Genomic DNA, 17,496 nt, shown 5'->3' with positions numbered 1-17,496 from the left:
CGATGGATGGAGCGATTCAGCGGCAACAGCGCAGGACCCATGTGGGAGGGGGCAAGCCCCCGATTGCGGTGGGCCAGTCATTGATGCATGCGCTGACACTCCCTCATCGGGGCATAGGTATCTACACAATTTTTAAAAGCTGAAAGTCCTCCCTGTGGTGAGCGGGCTTGCCCCGCTCACCACGACAGCCGGTTGACCCTAGATTATTCGCTCAGCGGAAGTTGTGTAGATACCTATGCTCATCGGGGGCAAGCCCCCTCCCACATTTGGATCGATGTTGGCTTCAGGATTGCTCTGCGGCCTGGCCATCCAGGCGACGCTGGATTTCTCCCATCATGTCGAGGCCATCGCGCAGGGAAACCAGTGCGGCTGTGACCAGGTGATGGAGGTTTTGGCTGTCAGATTTGGCGGTCAGGGTTTCCAACAGCTCAGTGCCGATACGGACGCGACTGCGCGCCGTTTCGTGGAGCAAATGCGAGGGGGCAAAGGTGTTGAAGGCCAGTACGGGAACGCTGGTTGGGTTGGTTTGAAACGGTTTGTATTGGTCCATCGATAAAACCTCACAGATAAGGATTTGAACCACCCGCTCTCGTCGCCAAACAAGATAAGGGTGGCAGCTGTACGCAGGTTGGCGAACCGGTTATCTGTGAAACCCGGCAGATCCGAAGATCTCCCGCGCACAGCCGCCATAAAACCTATTGCATTCATCCAACAGAGAACGCACGAGGTATGAACGCTGAAACGCGTCACAGAAACTCGGATCGCCAAATCCGATCGCCGATGTGCGGCGACGGGGCGAACTATAGGGGGGATGGTGGAGGCTGTGCAACAGACTTCATGGGTTGTCAGGCCCCTTGACCGGTCAGGATTTTTTGCACCATCGCCATACGCTCCAGACCTTGACTGCCTCAGAAACAATCACTAACACAGCCATTAACACCAAGTTGTAGTTAGGAACAAACTTAGCACCTACCAGCAACAGCGAAACAGAAGGCACAATAAAAGCCAATCGCAAGGGTGTTTGAAGGTAAGTAACACACCTCACCTGTTCACGTCCAAGAAAGAACAGTAAGCACGAGATTACGATGGAAACTTGCAGCAGCATGGCAAAGCCGAACATGTATAACTGCACAACACTATGATCACGCAGCACCCATAAAGCACTTTCAAGATCGCTTAAATAAGGAATCCTTCCCTCTATTGCGCTGGCCACTGCATACCGAATCAGATAAAGGGCATCCATGGCTCCCCAAAACCAAAAAACATGCTTGCGCGTCATTCTCCCGCTTCCTTGTATTCATAGGCCACATCCGATTTTACAGGCTGCCAATGCCACGACTTACCACCCACCTGCCAGTTATCATCGCCCTCCAGATAACGTTGTTTTATATGCCGCAGCTCTCCATATCGACGCTCAACTGATCGGTGGGAAAGTTGATCATCTCGACTATCAAGTCTTACCCACCGTTGAGTCATAACTCTAGTGGTGTTCGCGAGATCTTTTCCGTCCGAGAGAAATACCCGTCCCTCATCAGCTGCTGAAACTAACCGATTAGCGGCGAGGATCGCGGTATTTTTAACGCCATCGTAATCGATGCTTACCTTCTCCCATTTGCCAGGCCCAACATACAGTCGGCGCCCCATTAGATGTCCATACTTGATGCGACATTCGCGACTTAAGGGGAGAAAGGGATAGTCCATCACAAACAACCACTCACCGGCTCCCAGTTTATCCAAAACCCGCCGCTGGTCTTTTTCAGCGGGGCAGCAAACGGGAGAAAGACCGCACTCACTGAGCAATTCACTCAACCCGGGCAGCACATACGGGGCGCGAAAAAACTCTCGTACTTTTATTTCCGCAAAATAGGGACTCTCGATCTTTGTGAGTTCATAACTTTCAATCTCGTCGCGTGGGACCAGGCGTTTCATATTGTGTCCAGACCAGGGAGTTAGCGCTTGTTAATAGCGACTCCCTCACACCTGCCACTATCGTCCACTTCCGTTTAGTCGATAGGAAATTTCCCAATTTCGCGCAGAGCATGCCCCACCTCCTGCTCAATAAACTCAAACACCTCCTCCGACACGCTGTACTGAAACTGCTTGCGCCGGTGCTTGGAAACCTTGCCCTCGTGATCCAGGCACATCATCACCAACCTCGATAAATCACTGCCGCGCACGTCAAAGCGTTGATTCACGGCCTTGATCACCCGGTCATAACGGTCGAGAAATTCGGTTTCCTCGCGCAGTTCCACTTCCAGCGCGCGGCGGGCCATTTGCAGGGTGAATTCGACGCAGCAGGTGGCGTCCCAGTAGCGGTAGATCGAGGGGTGGCCGATGAAGTCGAAGGCCATTTGATCGCCGTCCAACCATGTGACGTTCCAGAACTCGCGCGTGGGTTGTGAAAACCCTTTGAGCGCCTCCAGATAGGCCTGCTCTTCGTGCTTCATCGCGACGGACACCGGCAGCAGCAGGCCGTTTTCCAGTGCGCCGTAGTGGCAGAGCGTTTGATGGATCAGGAAGCGCGACAGGCGCCCGTTGCCGTCCATGAACGGGTGCAGGAACACAAAGCCAAACGCGGTAACGGCCGCCGCTACCAGCGGGTCGACGCCGCGCACCGGTTGATTGGAAAAGGCCATCAGCTCTTCCATCAATTCTTGGCACAGCGCAGGAGCCGGCGGCACATAGCTCACGCCCGCAGCGCCGCGCAGGCCGTTATGCAGGTGGTTTTGTTCGTGGCGAAAAGCAACGGCTTTGTCGAAAGGGTTGGAAACGGTGCTGTTTTGCAGCTCAACCAAATAGTCTTCAGTGAGCAGGCGACCTTCGTGCGCCTGGCGCAACAGTTGGACGAAGCGGCGGGATTTTTCTTCGCTCGGTTGTTCTTTTTCGATGGCGAACGAGTCGCGGGTTTCGTGCAAGTAAGCCCACTGGATGGCGCGGTCCATCATTTCGGGTGGGAGGGTGGCCATGAAGGATTTGGCGCGGTCCAGCACATTGAGCGCCAACAATGCAGCCAGCTCAGGCGTTCGCTCCACAGTGGCGCAGTAATGCAGCGAACCCAAACCGTTGAAATCCACACGCCAGCGGCTATTGCGGATGCTGGGGCCGGTGACGTAGCGCTCGGGATCGAACAATGCAACGACGCGGCCCCGAACAGGCATTGAATAGTCCAGCACCCGCCCCGTTAACCCCTCCCATAAAAAACAGGCTTTGCGGATAAACGCGCCGTTTGGCGACTCCATTAATCCCGCCAAAAATGGCTCAGGCCCAAGCCGTTCAAAAACCTGAGCGAGAACAGCCAAATTCACGCCCTCATGCTTGAGAGCAAACAGCACATGGTCAAATAATGCATCGGGTGCGGGCGCCACGGTGGCCGGGACAGCCAGACAAGTGCCGATTAGAGTGATTCTGGTCACGGGTTTAATCATTGCCACACGCGGGAGCGCAACAACCTTTAGATCCAGTACGTCACATAGATGGGCATATCCGACTGTTGCCAAGGTGAATCTCCCCAGAAAAAAATCACTCAGGCGATTAAAGCCCAGATTTTTTTACTGCTCACCATTTTTTTTTACAAAACCTTAACTTTCAAAAGATTTTTTTACACCCCTCGCCCATCGCGCAACATCAGATTCAACTCATCCACCACCACCGCCCAATCCGCATCGTCCAAAATCTCCTCACGCAAAAAAGTCCGCTGGCTGTCGGTCCAAAAAAACGCGTCGGCCAATTTCAGATCCGGTTTAAGCGGAGAATGACTGGTCAGGAATTGATCAATACTCTTCGGATCATCCGGCAAACCCAACTGTTTGAACAACGACGGCAAGCTGTGCACTGGCGATTCCATGGCGAGCTCCTAAGAAGTTGATTCTCCAGAGTCTAACCCAGGTGCCAGCCAGGCCAGCAACCGCTCGACGCACTGCTGCGCCGACAACACGCCGGTATCCAATACCAACGCGGCAGCCGCCGGCGGTTCATAGGATGAACCCACGCCGGTAAACCCCGGCAATTCGCCCCGCCGCGCTCGCGCGTAGTGGCCTTTGGGATCGCGCCCTTCGCACACCGCCAAGGAGGCGCTGCACCACACTTCCCGATAATCCGCGCCCAAGCGTTCGGCAAACACCGCCCGCAATTGGGTCAGCGGTGCGATCATGGCCAGGATCACGATCTGCCCGTTCTCCACCAGCAGCGCCGCCAGTTCGCTGGCACGGCGGATGTTTTCCTGGCGGTCGCTGTCGGCAAAGCCCAAGTCTTTATTGAGGCCGCGGCGCAAGGCGTCGCCGTCGAGCACGATGCTTTGCCGGCCTTGTTCGAACAGCGCGGCCTGCAGCCCCTGGGCCAGGGTCGATTTGCCGGAGGCGGGCAAGCCGGTGAGCAGGATCGCCATGCCGCGATGCCCATGACGCGCCTCGCGCTGACGGCGCGTGATGCTTGCCGTCGGCGCCACCAGGTTACGGGGCAACGGCACGCGGTACCGGTGCGGCGATGTTGCCGGCAGCCCACGCCGATTCGCGGCTGGCCAGCGCGGTGGCGATGCTCTGCACGCGGTCGGAGTCCAGTTGCTCGGGCAGCGGGTCGAGCCCGGCGCTGGCGAAGATCTGGCCGTAGGCGTTGCGCAGGTCGGCGTAGGCCAGGTCACGGCGCAGGTCGGCTTGCAGGGTATTGAGTTCACCCTGGATCAGGTCCAGTTCACCCAAGCCGGCGGCTTGGTGGCGGTTGCGCAGTTGGGTGAGGATTTGCCCGTCGATGCTGGCCAGTTGTTCGTTGGTCTTGAACTGGCGCACCGCGTCCTGATAGTTGGCGTTGGCCACGTAGACTTGCGCCAGCACGGCAATCGACATGGCCTGGCGCCGTGCGGTGGCGACTTCTTCGCCGGCCTTGGCCACGTCGATGGCGGCCGGTGCGGAGATGACGTTGAACAGGTTCCAGGTGATCTTGGCGCCGTAGTCGGCCCAGCGGTTGTCCACCAGGAACGAGTTGCTGTCGTAGTGCCCACCGGCGGAAAACTCCAGGCCCGGTAGCAGGCGCAGCATGGCTTTGCGGGTTTCGGCGGCGCTGATGCGGGTCTGGTAGTCCTGCTCGCGCAGTTCGGGCCGGTTGGCCAAGGCTTCCTGTTCCAGGCTGGCCAGGTTGATCTTCAGTTGCGGCACGGTGTAATCGTCCGGCGTGGCCAGTTTCAGGTCGGTGCCCATGGGCAGGTTGATCAGGGTGGCCAGCTCGGTCTTGGCCAGGGACAGCGCGCGACGCTGCTCCTGCAATTGGCGCGTGGCCTCGATCAGCGAGCGCTGGTAGCCGAGGGCCTGCACGGGGTCGCCGATGCGCTGCTCGCTCATGCTCTGGCTGTTGACCTGAGCCTGATCAACGCGCGCCATCAGGCTGTCGATCTGGCTCAGCAAACGTTCGGCGGCCACCGCCCGCCAATAAGCCGAGCGCACGTCCTGGACGATAGTGTTGATCACCTTGCGTCGACGTTCCTGGATGATCAGGCGCTGGTCGCCCTGCTGCTTGGCGCTGATGTAGCTGACACCGAAGTCGAGCACGTTCCACACCATGGTCAGGTCCGCCACGCGACGGTCGCGGTCCTGGGAGGTGGACGGTTCGAGGGACTGCGTACCGGTGCGCACGCTCTGGCTGCTGGAGGCGTTGGTGTTATTGCGCCCGGCGTAGCCGGCGGACAGTGCCATGCGCGGCAGCATGTCGAAGCTGGACAGGTCCGACTGGCGCTTGGCCAAGGCTTCTTCCATCACCTTCAAGCGCCCTTCGAGGTTGTATTTCACCGCGCGGGCCATGGCCTCATGCAGCGTCAGCGGGCCGCTCAGAGGCTCCTGATTGGTGTACATGCCGTGCAAATCGCTGCGGGCTCGCTGCTCACTGACACTGCGTTCAATCGGCTCACTGGTGACTGCGCAACCGCTGATCGCCAGCGCCAGCAGGCTGGCGCCGCATAACTTATGACCTGTCTTCATCCCTGTAATACCCCTGTTCCTGCGCAAAATGGGAGTGTGTTCAAGCCTGCATTTCGCTGATGCCGACCTGTTGCAGCGCGGCCGCCAGGTCCATCACCTGGCGATGCTCCGTGTCTTTGATCTGTTGCAGTTGCTGGCCCAGAGTTGGAGCGCCAAACGCGCCACGCAAGCCCTGCGCCGCATCGCCACTGCCCTTGATCGACTTGTTGTCGAACGCCTTGACGCCACTGTCGTCGCCGCTGTTCTCGCGGTTGAACAGCCCCGAGAGGGTGCTTGAACCAAACACCCCGCCATCGCCGCCACCAAAACCGAGGAAGCCCTGGCCACTGCCATCCCCGCTGCCGTCGGTGCTGAACACTTGAGCGATAAAGCTGGGCGACGAAGCGCCGTTATTGATGAAAATGCTGCCGAGGGGCGGCAAGCCCGCGCCCATCTCACGTTGCTCGAACAACGGCGGGAAGCCGATCGGCGAACCCAGGTCGCCCCCCGGCCGGCCGAAGATGATCGGCTGCAACGGCTGGTTCGGTGCGTCCACAGGCGCAGTCGGCGCGGTGACGCGAAACAAGGGGTCGCCCGTCAGCGCGATGGTGTTGATCGCAAAATTGTTGGAGTTGGCAAAACCGCTGCCGGCGTTGCCCGCCAGGTCCGTCACCAGGCTGGAGTCCAGCGTGATGAAGTTGCTCGGGTCGTTGATATTGGCCGTCGGTGTCAGGGTCGCGGTCCAGGTCTTGCCGCCATCGTTGGTGGCCAGGTTGGACAAGGTGCCATTGGCCACGCTGAGGTCATCGAGCTCGAAGCCTGTGACCCTCTCGCTGAAGATGAAGGTCACGGTGGTGGTTTGCCCGACCGTCAGGTTGGGGTTGGCCACACTGATGGTGCCGGTGGGCCGCTCACCATCAATGGCAAAATTGTTGGAAATCACGATGCTGTTGCCGGCGTTACCGGCGGCATCATTCACCAGGCCGGCGTCCAGCACGATCAGGTTGGTGGCATCGCTGATAGCCGCCGTAGGCGTCAGGGTGGCGGTCCAGGTTATACCGCCGTCGCTGCTGGCCAGGTTGGACAACACACCATTGGCCACGCTCAGGTCCGACAGGTCGAAACCGCTGACCGCTTCACTGAAGCCGATGGTCACTGTGGCGGTCTGGCCGATGCCCAGGTTGTTGTCCGCCACGGAGATCGTCGCGGTGGGACGCTGGGTGTCGATCGTGTAGTTGTTCGAATCGGTGGTGCCCACGCCTGCGTTGCCCGAGACGTTGATGACGCCGGTATTGTCCAGGGTGATCAGGTTACTGGTGTCGGAGATATTCGCACTTGGCGTGAACGCGGCTGTCCAGGTGACGCCGCCGTCGGTGGACGACAGGTTACTCAGGGTGCCGTTGCTGACACTCAGGTCGCTGCTATCAAAACCGCTCACCGCCTCGTTGAAGGTCACAGTGACCAACGACGTCTCGCCAATGCTCAGCGCCGTATCGGCGACCACGATCGTGGCCGTCGGCACCTGTGTATCAATGCTGTAGTTGGCCGAGTTGCTGGTACCGGTTCCGCTGTTGCCCGCCGCGTCATTCACGCTGGTGTTGTCCAGAGTGATCAGGTTGGTCGTGTCGCGCACGCCAAGGGTCGGGGTGAAGACGGCGGTCCAGGTCAGGCCGCCGTCGCTGCTGTTCACCGCGCTCAGGGTGCCGTTGGCAATGCTGAGGTCATCGTTGCTGAAACCGGTGACGGCCTCGCTGAAGGTGATGGTCACCAGCGAGGTTTCGCCGACACTGAGGCTGGAGTCGGCCAGCACAATTGTTGCGGTTGGACGCTGGGTGTCCAGCGCGTAGTTGTTGGAATCGGTGCTGCCGACATTGGCGTTGCCAGCCAGGTCGACGATGCCGCCACTGTTGAGCGTGATGAGGTTGCTGCTGTCCGTGATGCCATCGGTCGGCGTGAACGTGGCGGTCCAGGTGATGCCGCCGTCGCTGCTGCTCAGCCCCGAGAGCACGCCGTTGGCCACCGTCAGGTCAGCGCTGGTGAACGCCGTCACGGCCTCGTTGAAGGTGATGGTTACCAGCGAGGTCTCGCCGGCGGCAATGGCGGTGTCAGCCACGACGATGCTCGCGGTGGGGCGCACCGTGTCGACCGCGTAGTTGTTGGAGTCGGTGGTGCCCACGCCTGCGTTGCCCGAAACGTTGACGACACCGGTGTTGTCCAGGGTGATCAGGTTACTGGTGTCGGCAATGCTCGCACTTGGCGTGAACGTGGCCGTCCAGGTGACGCCGCCGTCGGTGGACGACAGGTTACTCAGGGTGCCGTTGCTGACACTCAGGTCGCTGTTGTCGAAACCGCTCACCGCTTCGTTGAAGGTCACAGTGACCAACGACGTCTCGCCAATGCTCAGCGCCATATCGGCGACCACGATCGTGGCCGTCGGCACCTGCGTATCGATGCTGTAGTTGGCCGAGTTGCTGGTACCGGTTCCGCTGTTGCCCGCCGCGTCACTCACGCCGGCGTTGTCCAGGACGATCAGATTGGTCGTGTCGCGCACGCCGAGGGTCGGGGTGAAGACGGCGGTCCAGGTCAGGCCGCCGTCGCTGCTGCTCACCGCGCTCAGCGTGCCGTTGGCAACGCTGAGGTCATCGTTGCTGAACCCGGTGACGGCCTCGCTGAAGGTGATGGTCACCAGCGAGGTTTCGCCGACACTGAGGCTGGAGTCGGCCAGCACAATTGTTGCGGTTGGACGCTGGGTGTCCAGCGCATAGTTGTTGGAATCGGTGCTGCCGACATTGGCGTTGCCGGCCAGGTCGACGATGCCGCCACTGTTGAGCGTGATGAGGTTACTGCTGTCCGTGATGCCATCGGTGGGCGTGAACGTCGCGGTCCAGGTGATGCCGCCGTCGCTGCTGCTCAGCCCCGAGAGCACGCCGTTGGCGACCGTCAGGTCAGCGCTGGTGAACGCCGTCACGGCTTCATTGAAGGTGATGGTCACCAGTGAGGTCTCGCCGGCGGAAATCGCGGTGTCCGCCACGACGATGCTCGCGGTGGGGCGCACCGTGTCGACCGCGTAGTTGTTGGAGTCGGTGGTGCCCACGCCGGCGTTGCCTGCGCCGTTGATCAGGCCGGTATTATCCAGCGTGATGACGTTGCTGGTATCGGCAATGCTGGCGCTCGGGGTGAACGTGGCCGTCCAGGTGACGCCACCGTCGGTACTGCTCATGGTGCTGAGTGTGCCGTTGCTGACAGTCAGGTCCGAATTGTCGAAACCGCTGACCGCCGAGTTGAAGGTCACGGTGACCAACGATGTCTCGCCGATGCTCAACGTGGTATCGGCAATCACAATGGTTGCCGTCGGCACGTTGGTGTCGACCTGGTAGTTATTGGAGTTGGTGGTGCCGGTACCGGTGTTGCCCGCCGCATCGCTGACGCCGGTGTTGTTCAGGGTGATGACGTTGGACAAGTCGCTGACCCCGAGGGCTGGAGTAAAGGTCGCCGTCCAGGTGAGGCCGCCATCGCTGCTGCTGACTGCGCTCAATGTGCCGTTGGCCACGCTCAGGTCCGAATTGTCAAAACCGGTCACCGCTTCGGAGAAGGTGATGGTGACCAACGACGTTTCGCCGACGCTCAGCGCCGTATCGGCGATCACGAGGGTGGCGGTCGGGCGCAGCGTGTCGACGGCATAGTTGTTGGAGTCGGTGGTGCCGCTGCCGGTATTGCCTGCCCCATCGACAATACCGGTGTTATTGAGGGTGATCAGGTTGGTGGCATCACTGACGCCCGCCGATGGCGTGAAGGTTGCGGTGTAGGTGATGTTGTCGCTGGTGCTCAGGCCGCTCAGGCTGCCGTTGGTGACGCTCAGGTCGGCCAGGGTGAAACCGGTCACCGCCTCGCTGAAGGTGATTGTCACCACCGATGTTTCACCAACGGCAATCGCCGTGTCGGCGAGCACGAGGGTGGCGGTGGGTCGCGCGGTGTCGATGGCGTAGTTGTTGGAGTCGGTGGTGCCGCTGCCGGCGTTGCCCGCTGCGTCAGTTACGCCGGTGTTGTCCAGGGTGATGAGGTTGCTGCTGTCGCTGAGACTGGCGCTGGGCGTGAGCGTCGCGGTCCAGGTGATACCGCCGTCGCCGCTGCTCAGGCCGGTGAGCGTGCCGTTGGCAACCGTCAGGTCGGCGGCGGTAAAACCTGTCACTGCTTCGTTGAACGTGATGGTGACCAACGAGGTTTCGCCGACGCTCAACGCAGTGTCGGCCACCACGATGCTGGCGGTGGGGCGCTGGGTGTCGACCGCATAGTTGTTGGAGCTGGTGGTGCCGCTGCCGGCGTTACCGGCCGCGTCCGCCACACCGGTGTTGGCCAGGACGATCAGGTTGGTGGCATCGCTGGTGCTGGCGCTCGGCGTGAGCGTGGCGGTCCAGGTAATACCGCCGTCACCGCTGCTCAGCCCACTCAAGGAGCCGTTGGCGACGGTCATATCGGCCAGGGTGAAACCGGTGACGGCCTCGCTGAAGGTGATGGTGACCAGGGACGTCTCACCGATGTTCAGTGCGCTATCGGCCACCACGATGGCGGCGGTCGGACGCTGAGTATCGACGGCGTAGTTGTTCGAGTCGGTGGTGCCGCTGCCGGGGTTGCCGGCCAGGTCGGCAATACCGCTGTTGGTCAGGGTGATCAGGTTGGTGGTGTCACTGATGCTGGCCGTCGGGGTGAACGTTGCAGTCCAGGTGATACCCCCGTCGCTGCTGCTCAGCGTGTTCAAGCTGCCATTGGCAGCGGTCAGGTCGGCGAGGGTGAAACCGCTCACGGCCTCGGTGAAGGTGATGGTTACCACGGAGGTTTCACCGACGCTCAGGCTGGTGTCGGTCACCACGATGGTGGCGGTTGGGCGTTGCGTGTCGATGGCGTAGTTGTTGGAGTTGGTCGTGCCCACGCCAGCGTTGCCGTTGAGGTCCGCCACGCCGGTATTGTTCAGGACAATCAGATTGGAGGTATCGGTGACAGGCGCATCCGGCGTCAGCGTGGCGGTCCAGGTGATGCCTGCGTCACTGGTGCTCAGGCCGCTGATCGAGCCGTTGGCGACGGTCAGGTCGGCGCTGGTGAAACCGCTCACGGCTTCGCTGAAGGTGATGGTCACGACGCTGGTTTCGCCGATCCTGAGGGCGGTGTCGCTGACCACGATGGACGCCGTGGGCGCCACGGTATCGTTGACGATGTAGTTGTTCGAGTCGGTGGTGCCCACGCCGGCATTGCCGGCCAGGTCGGCAACGCCGGTGTTGTTCAGGGTGATGATGTTGGTGGTGTCGGCGACGTTGCTGGCCGCGGTCAACGTACCGGTCCAGGTGATGCCGCCGTCGCCACTGGTCAAGGTGCCAACGGTGCCGTTCTGCACCGTCAGGTCCGCTGCGGTGAGGCCCGTCACGGCCTCGGAGAAGGTGATGGTCACCGTCGACGTACCGCCGGAGTTCAGGTTGGTATTGGCCACCACGACGGTCGCGGTGGGCGGCGTCTCGTCCGGCACATAGTTGGTGTTGATGGTGCCGCCGTCACCGTAGACGTTGGCCACCGAGGCCGGCGAAACACCCGCCGTGCCCGCACTGGTACCGCCCACGCCACTGCCACCAATGTTGCCGGCCAGTGCTGCGAAGTTGGCGGCGGTGATCAGGATCGAGCCTTTGTTCCAGATGGCGCCGACTCCGACCCCGCCCGCGCCGCCTGCCTGGAGATAGCTGCCACCGGCCCCACCACCGCCGCCGCCGCCACCCGCGCCGACGTTGTTGGAAATGGCCGAGTTACCGATGACGCGCAGGGTCGCGCCGGTGTCGTTGTAGATCCCGCCCACCGCGCCGCCGCCGTCGCCACCGAAGTTGTCGTACCCGTCACCGCCACCGCCACCGCCGATGGACAATCCGCCACTGCTGGCCGTACCACCGGCCGAACCGGTGCTATAACCCGGATACGCCGCACCGCCGGCGCCACCCGTGGTGGAGCCGCCACGCCCGCCGATGTTGAAGAAGCCGCCGCCCGCGCCGCCCTGCCCCGCAGTGCCATTGCTGCCCGTGGAATTAAGCGTATCGCCGCCCTTGCCACCGGTACCGCCGGTGATCGCGCCGCCACCACCGCCGCCGCCACCGGCGTATGTCGGCGTTACACCGCCGCCGCCGCCACCACCGGAAGCGGCGTTGGCGGTCACGGTGACGTTCTTCAGGGTCAAGGTGCCGGCGTTGTAGATACCACCGCCCTGGGACACTAGCGCATCGTCGCCGCCATTCCCGCCATTGCCGGCCGCCATGCCCCGGGTAATGACCAGGCCATCGAGGGTGGCCGTGGTGCCGGATGTCACGTTCAGGATCTGGGTGCGGTACTGGCCGTCGAGCGTCACGTCGGCCACGTTGTCGTTATTGAGGTCGCCGTCGATGGTGACGTTCTTGTTGACCACCAGCACCGACGTCAGCCCGATGGTCATGCTGTTATTGAACGTGACGATGTCGCCGTTCTGTGCGGACGCCAGGGCCGCGCGCAAGGAGCCGACGCCGGTGTTGAGGTTGTTGGTGGCAGTCCAGGTGGCCAGGCCCCATTGGTACTCGCTCATGGCACTGGCGGACAGCACGTTGGCGCTTTCGATATTGCCGGTGGCGATTTCCAGGTCCCAGTCGCCGCCCAGGCCGGTGCGGTCGTTGGATGCGGCCACGTCGCGGCCGGTCAATTGCGCCAATGAGTCGACCAGGCTCAGGCCACGATCGCCTTCGGCGGTGTAGCAGCCATAGATGAGGATATCGCCGCCGACGTTCATGTCCTGACCGATCCGCGCCAGCACATCGCCGCGAGCCTGCACGTTATCCGCCGACAGGTAACTGTTGCCCAGCCACAGATCGCCGGCATTACCGTGGGCGATGATCTGCACCGAGCTCACGCCTTGGTGGCTGTCCAGGTAATCGGCGATCTGCTGCAAGCCGTCCTTGCTCGCCTCCAGTTGCACCACCTGGGTACCGGGCGCCACGCCTTGGAGCAGGCTGGCGGAGTCCTTGACCCGGGAGTCGACGAACAACACGCTTTTGCCCGGCACCGCCGCCTGGGTCGCATCGACCTGGCCCTGGGGCGCGTGGGTGTCCGTCGGCTGATCCGCCGTGGGCGTCTTGGCCGCCTCGGCCGTGGGCTGGGCATCCGGCTGCGCGGCATCGGCCACAGTGGCCGCCACCGCACCGTCGAACAGCATTCGCGGTTCCAGGAACATGATCATTGGCGATGCCGGGGTGCATGCGCCCTCGGTTACCCGCGATTTGCCTTTGCTCCACCACATGATGATCACCCGGACTCGAACGACTTGAATACGCAACAAAGGAAACGCCGCAATCAGCTGATTGCGGCGTCGGTTTTCATACGAATGACATTGGCCGCGCTGGCAGACCCATCGCGCCAGAACGACAGCGAGGCATACTTCTCAAACAAGTCCGGCGGCAACAGCGTTCGCCGTGCCTGTGGCGCGACCTTGGGCTTGACCTTGTGCAGGCCAGCCAGTCCCAGGGCCTGGTCGAACAGCGGCGCGTCGTAGGTCAGGTGGTTGAAATCATGTTCGAACCAGGGCTCGCCGATAAAGTCGTACACCAGCCGCATCACCCGCTCCGGGGCCTGGCTCAACAAGTCGTAATCAACAACCAGCAGCGATTCGGCGTTCTCGCCGTAATACGCCTCTTTGAGCGCGGTCCAGGCAAAACCCACCAGGCGATTGCGCTGGGCCAGGGTTTCGCAGCGGCTGTAGACGGTGTTGCGCTCGTCATCGTCGTTGAACAGTTTGGTGTTCTCGAACGGGTTGGCGCGGTACAGGCGTTCAAGGCTGTCCAGCACCCAGGCCACGTTGCGCACACAGGCGATCACCTTGGCCTGGGGGAACAGGTCATGCAGCGCGGGCATGCGCGCGCACCATTGGCGGTTGGTATCGAACACCACGGGGGTGGAGGTCTTGTCGGCGTAATAGGCGTCGAACAACCCGCGCAGCAGACGGCGGCGGGTGCCGGCGTCGATCACCGAGCCGAACTCGCTGCCCGCGCTGCATTGCGCCAACACCCCATTGAACAAGGGGCTCACTGGGCTGCTCATGCCGGCGTGAAAACGCGGGTTCTGCAGGAGAATCGCGGAGAGCAAGGTAGAACCGGAACGCGGCAGTCCGGAGATAAAGTGATACTGCATCCTTTCACCACTTTTGTAGGACAAAATCCATTTGTGATGAAAGCGTAGCTGAGGATTAACGTCTCAACTAGTGGTTATTTGCCACTATTTTGGTAGGCCGTTAATGCCAAACGGATATTAGTCGCAGCCCGCACGCTGCGATGCGTCTGGCCCGCGGCACAGCAGATAGAGACGCGCCCTCGCGCCGCCGCCGTCTTGCTGGCTGATCAAGCGCCAGCCGTCGGGCAAGGGCGCAAATTCGTCCGGCCCGTCGTTGCTGCTGATCAGCCAGACGCGTCGGGTGTCGGCCGGTAATGCCGACAAACGGTCGAGGTAAATGCGCCCGCCGTCCTGGTCCACCAAGGTGCCGAAGCCATAGGCGTTCGGCCGTGTGGGTGTGCCATCGGGCTTGGGCGGGGTGAAGAGTTGCAGCTGCGCGTCGGTCTGGTCGTAATACACGTAGCTGAGGTACCACATCATGTCGCTGAGGACGATGCGGTCGTCTTCCTGGTAATTGCGATTGACGAACTCCACCGGCACATTGAACTGATCGTGCTCATCCACCGCAAAGTTATTCTTCAGCCCCACCAGTTCCACGCCGACCAACAGCACGAACAATGCGGCCCCGAGCCACGCCAGGCGCGACGGCAGACGGTCGATTGCCACGGCCACCAGCATCGGCAACGCCAGGGCGTAAACGGTGAGGTAGCGCTCGATGAACACGGGCGAGATAAACGACACCGCATACACCAGCAGCAGCGGCAGCAGCAAGAACAGCGCCAACAGCACCGCCGGGCGATGACGCTCGCGATCACGCCAGGCGGCGGTGCCCACCACCACCAGACACAGCAGCGGGAACAGCCAGAACAGCGGCGGCCAAAGGTCCAGGCCTTCGTCCTGGAGCACAAACTGCCAGATCATCGACGGTACGGAGAGCAGGTTGACCGGTTCTTCCCAGCCAATATCGCCGCCGACCTTGAGTTGGTCGACGTGCTGCACCAGGTCCAGCAGGTTCGGCAGCCAGGGCAGGTAAAGCAGCACAATGGCGACGTTAGCCAGCCACCAGCTGCGACACGTGATCAGGCGTTGGCCCGGCGGTTGCGACGTGCTCAACAGCCCCAGCCAGGCCCAGTGCACCAGTACGCACAGGGCGGTGAAGTAGTGGGTGTAGAAACCGGCACTCATCAGCAACACATAGGCAGCCAGGTAGCGTGCGCGTTCCGGTTGGCGCACCCAGTACACCAATGCCAGGGTGGCACCGAGCAGCCACACGCCGAGCAGGGCATACATGCGCACTTCCTGGCTGTAGCGCACTGCGGTGGGCAACAGTGCCAGCAGTACACCCGCCAGCACGGCCGCGCGCCGCGATGAGAGCTGCCGGGTGAGCCACACCCCGAGGCCCACGACAGCCACGCCGGGCAGCGCGCTCATGCCGCGAATCGACCAGATCCCATCGCCAAACAGCTCGATCCAGCCGCGCAGCATGAAAAAATACAGCGGTGGGTGAACATCGTGGGCGGCATGAAACCACAGGTCGTCCAGGGCGTACTCGCTGAGCAGCAGGCTCGAGCCTTCGTCGCCCCAGATCGCCGCGGTGGTCAGCCCGTAAAAACGCAGGGCCATGGCCAGCCCGAGGATCGGCAACCACCACAAACGGCTGAGCCAGCCGGCACCCGCCCAGACATCGTTGAGCGCGGCAACGGCGCCGATCTTTTCGTCCTGTCCTACCCACCTTCGCACCACAAACCCCTCAGCACTGCCCGTTTCCAGGGAAAAACATGCACGCGCACAAACCAGCGCCACTGTAGGCCAAACAGCCCTGATTCGCCCACTGTTTCGAAAGCGCCGGGCAGTGCGCCAAAGCTGCGTCTACGCTCTGCGATGACGCCCCTTCGAGGGTCGTCACCCCCTATAGAGCCTCTACAAGGATGAACGATCCATGGAAGTATTCATCGGCACTATCCAACCCTTCGCGTTTAATTTCGCCCCGCGGGACTGGGCCTTGTGCGCCGGCCAGACCCTCTCCGTCAGCCAGTACCAGACGCTGTTCGCCCTGATCGGCATCACCTACGGCGGCAACGGATCAACAACGTTCATGCTGCCCAACCTGCAAGGTCGCCTGCCTGTCGGCCAAGGTGGTGGCCTTGGCTTGACGCCGCGGGTTATCGGCGAAGTGGCCGGCACCGAAAGCGTCACCGCCACGCTGGCCAACCTGCCCGCTCACACCCATGGGATCGCGGCACTCACCGCCAGCACTTCGGTGCAATTGACCAACGCCGCCAGCAACCCGGTCAACACACCCACCGCCACTAACTCGTTTATCGGTGCTTCCGGCACTGGCCCGGGCAGCGCCAGCATCTACTCAGACCAACAGGGCGCCAGCCCGGTGCCGCTCAAAGGCGTGAGCACCACCTTGACCGGCACCATTGACCCCGCCGGCCAAGGCCAGCCCATGGGCAGCATGAATCCCTTTCTGGTTATCAACTTCAGCATTGCCCTGAGCGGATACTTTCCGTCACGCGACTGATGTCATCCTTGGCCGAGGCTTAAGTGCCTCGGCGCTTTTGAAGCGGAGCCACGCTTATGTTGAACCTGGTCACCTCTGAACATTTTCGCCCGTTGCTGGCGGGCAGCAGCCTGCTTTACCTGCCGGATGGCTCGGCGCTGCCGATTCAAATCGAACGTGTACGCGAGGCGCCCCAAGCGACCTTGCCGCACAGCCCACGCGGGGCATTCAGCGTATTGCTCAGCAGCCTCGGCCCTACCGATTTCGTCGACGGTCTATGCTGCCTGCCGCTGCCGGACGTGTGCCTGGAACAGGTGTTTGTGTCCCGCGAGCCCGCCATGGGCCGGGACGCCGAACGCGGTTATTTTTGCATCGTGTTCAACTGAGACGGGTACCACACCAACCGCTGCGCGGCGGCAGTGTCTTCCTCCACCCGAAACCCCAGCGCCAGGTAATGCTGGCGCGCATGGGGGTTACTCGCCCAAACCACAGTGGCTACCGGGCATACCACCTGGGCCGCGGCCCGCTGCACCCCTTGCAACACCACGCGGCCAAAACCCTGGCCGCGAGCGGCCGGGATAAACGCCAGGTACAGCACGCGGATCTCATTCGGCCCGAAGTCGGCACTCAGTGCGCCGATAGGCGTTCCCAGTTTCTCGACCACATAATGCAGCGCACCGGGAAAATGCGCGTCCAGCCCCGCTTCCTGGACCTGGAACTGCTGGGCGATCACCTCCTCCACCAGCGCCTGCTCGCCATCGATCCATTGCAGATCAGCGCGCGCCGAGCGGTACAGGCCCTGCAAAAACGGCCCATCGGTGCTGCGTGACGGGCGCACCACCAGGCCCTGCGCCAACGCGCCATCCTTGTTCAACATCGCCTTACTCC

13 protein-coding genes are annotated in these 17,496 nt (G+C 61.8%); 2 read left to right on the top strand and 11 right to left on the bottom strand.

The features are described from left to right. Positions 1-283: 283 nt before the first annotated feature. The 10 genes from V6M90_RS25990 to V6M90_RS25945 all read right to left on the bottom strand — a co-directional run bounded on the left by V6M90_RS25990 (position 284) and on the right by V6M90_RS25945 (position 15,842). Complete coding sequence (locus V6M90_RS25990) at positions 284-550, bottom strand: hypothetical protein (protein ID WP_141064913.1); 267 nt, start codon at positions 548-550, stop codon at positions 284-286. Between the two features lie 312 nt (positions 551-862). Then, a complete protein-coding gene (locus tag V6M90_RS25985; protein ID WP_141064914.1) occupies positions 863-1,279 on the bottom strand; it encodes a hypothetical protein in 417 nt (138 codons plus the stop codon). After that, the gene (locus V6M90_RS25980) at positions 1,276-1,929 is read right to left on the bottom strand and encodes a hypothetical protein (protein WP_258317867.1); all 654 of its coding nucleotides are present in this window, start codon (positions 1,927-1,929) and stop codon (positions 1,276-1,278) included. Before V6M90_RS25980 ends, V6M90_RS25985 begins: the two co-directional genes overlap by 4 nt. 74 nt (positions 1,930-2,003) lie before the next feature. Next, positions 2,004-3,497, bottom strand: a complete 1,494-nt coding sequence (locus V6M90_RS25975) for a Fic family protein (protein ID WP_332847342.1) — start codon at positions 3,495-3,497, stop codon at positions 2,004-2,006. A gap of 101 nt (positions 3,498-3,598) precedes the next feature. Beyond that, positions 3,599-3,844, bottom strand: coding sequence for a DUF2789 domain-containing protein (locus V6M90_RS25970; protein WP_332847341.1), 246 nt, complete (start codon positions 3,842-3,844; stop codon positions 3,599-3,601). Positions 3,845-3,853: 9 nt separating this feature from the next. Further along, the gene (cysC, locus tag V6M90_RS25965; protein WP_332847340.1) at positions 3,854-4,465 is read right to left on the bottom strand and encodes an adenylyl-sulfate kinase; all 612 of its coding nucleotides are present in this window, start codon (positions 4,463-4,465) and stop codon (positions 3,854-3,856) included. Further along, positions 4,449-5,963, bottom strand: coding sequence for a TolC family protein (locus V6M90_RS25960; RefSeq protein ID WP_305428182.1), 1,515 nt, complete (start codon positions 5,961-5,963; stop codon positions 4,449-4,451). The genes cysC and V6M90_RS25960 overlap by 17 nt, the downstream gene beginning before the upstream one ends. A gap of 40 nt (positions 5,964-6,003) precedes the next feature. After that, a complete protein-coding gene (locus V6M90_RS25955) occupies positions 6,004-13,236 on the bottom strand; it encodes an Ig-like domain-containing protein (protein WP_332847339.1) in 7,233 nt (2,410 codons plus the stop codon). Between the two features lie 53 nt (positions 13,237-13,289). Beyond that, positions 13,290-14,123, bottom strand: coding sequence for a sulfotransferase family protein (locus tag V6M90_RS25950; protein ID WP_332847338.1), 834 nt, complete (start codon positions 14,121-14,123; stop codon positions 13,290-13,292). 117 nt (positions 14,124-14,240) lie between these two features. After that, positions 14,241-15,842 (bottom strand): glycosyltransferase family 39 protein, encoded by a 1,602-nt coding sequence (locus tag V6M90_RS25945; protein WP_408637337.1) that lies wholly within the window; start codon positions 15,840-15,842, stop codon positions 14,241-14,243. Positions 15,843-16,041: 199 nt separating this feature from the next. Here V6M90_RS25945 and V6M90_RS25940 point away from each other — a divergent pair, with 199 nt between their 5' ends. Both V6M90_RS25940 and V6M90_RS25935 read left to right on the top strand, forming a co-directional pair. Beyond that, positions 16,042-16,629, top strand: a complete 588-nt coding sequence (locus V6M90_RS25940) for a phage tail protein (RefSeq protein WP_141064918.1) — start codon at positions 16,042-16,044, stop codon at positions 16,627-16,629. A 56-nt stretch (positions 16,630-16,685) separates the two neighbouring features. Beyond that, complete coding sequence (locus V6M90_RS25935) at positions 16,686-16,994, top strand: hypothetical protein (RefSeq protein ID WP_078822808.1); 309 nt, start codon at positions 16,686-16,688, stop codon at positions 16,992-16,994. On the opposite strand, the gene V6M90_RS25930 is transcribed toward V6M90_RS25935, so the two are convergent. Beyond that, entirely contained in the window at positions 16,970-17,485 is a 516-nt protein-coding gene (locus tag V6M90_RS25930; protein ID WP_332847336.1) for a GNAT family N-acetyltransferase, read from the bottom strand. The two genes, V6M90_RS25935 and V6M90_RS25930, sit on opposite strands and share 25 nt — an antisense overlap. Positions 17,486-17,496: the final 11 nt, after the last annotated feature.

The organism is Pseudomonas lactucae (assembly GCF_036688725.1).
GTDB classification, from domain to species: Bacteria; Pseudomonadota; Gammaproteobacteria; order Pseudomonadales; family Pseudomonadaceae; genus Aquipseudomonas; species Aquipseudomonas lactucae.
Note: the sequence above shows the minus strand (reverse complement) of the source record. Positions and strands in the feature narration are given on the sequence as shown.

Coding starts and splice junctions, on each gene's coding strand:
- V6M90_RS25990 (WP_141064913.1), bottom strand. CDS start 550: ATGGACCAATACAAACCGTTTCAAACCAACCCAACCAGCGTTCCCGTA.
- V6M90_RS25985 (WP_141064914.1), bottom strand. CDS start 1,279: ATGACGCGCAAGCATGTTTTTTGGTTTTGGGGAGCCATGGATGCCCTT.
- V6M90_RS25980 (WP_258317867.1), bottom strand. CDS start 1,929: ATGAAACGCCTGGTCCCACGCGACGAGATTGAAAGTTATGAACTCACA.
- V6M90_RS25970 (WP_332847341.1), bottom strand. CDS start 3,844: ATGGAATCGCCAGTGCACAGCTTGCCGTCGTTGTTCAAACAGTTGGGT.
- V6M90_RS25960 (WP_305428182.1), bottom strand. CDS start 5,963: ATGAAGACAGGTCATAAGTTATGCGGCGCCAGCCTGCTGGCGCTGGCG.
- V6M90_RS25955 (WP_332847339.1), bottom strand. CDS start 13,236: ATGTGGTGGAGCAAAGGCAAATCGCGGGTAACCGAGGGCGCATGCACC.
- V6M90_RS25950 (WP_332847338.1), bottom strand. CDS start 14,123: ATGCAGTATCACTTTATCTCCGGACTGCCGCGTTCCGGTTCTACCTTG.
- V6M90_RS25940 (WP_141064918.1), top strand. CDS start 16,042: ATGGAAGTATTCATCGGCACTATCCAACCCTTCGCGTTTAATTTCGCC.
- V6M90_RS25935 (WP_078822808.1), top strand. CDS start 16,686: ATGTTGAACCTGGTCACCTCTGAACATTTTCGCCCGTTGCTGGCGGGC.
- V6M90_RS25930 (WP_332847336.1), bottom strand. CDS start 17,485: ATGTTGAACAAGGATGGCGCGTTGGCGCAGGGCCTGGTGGTGCGCCCG.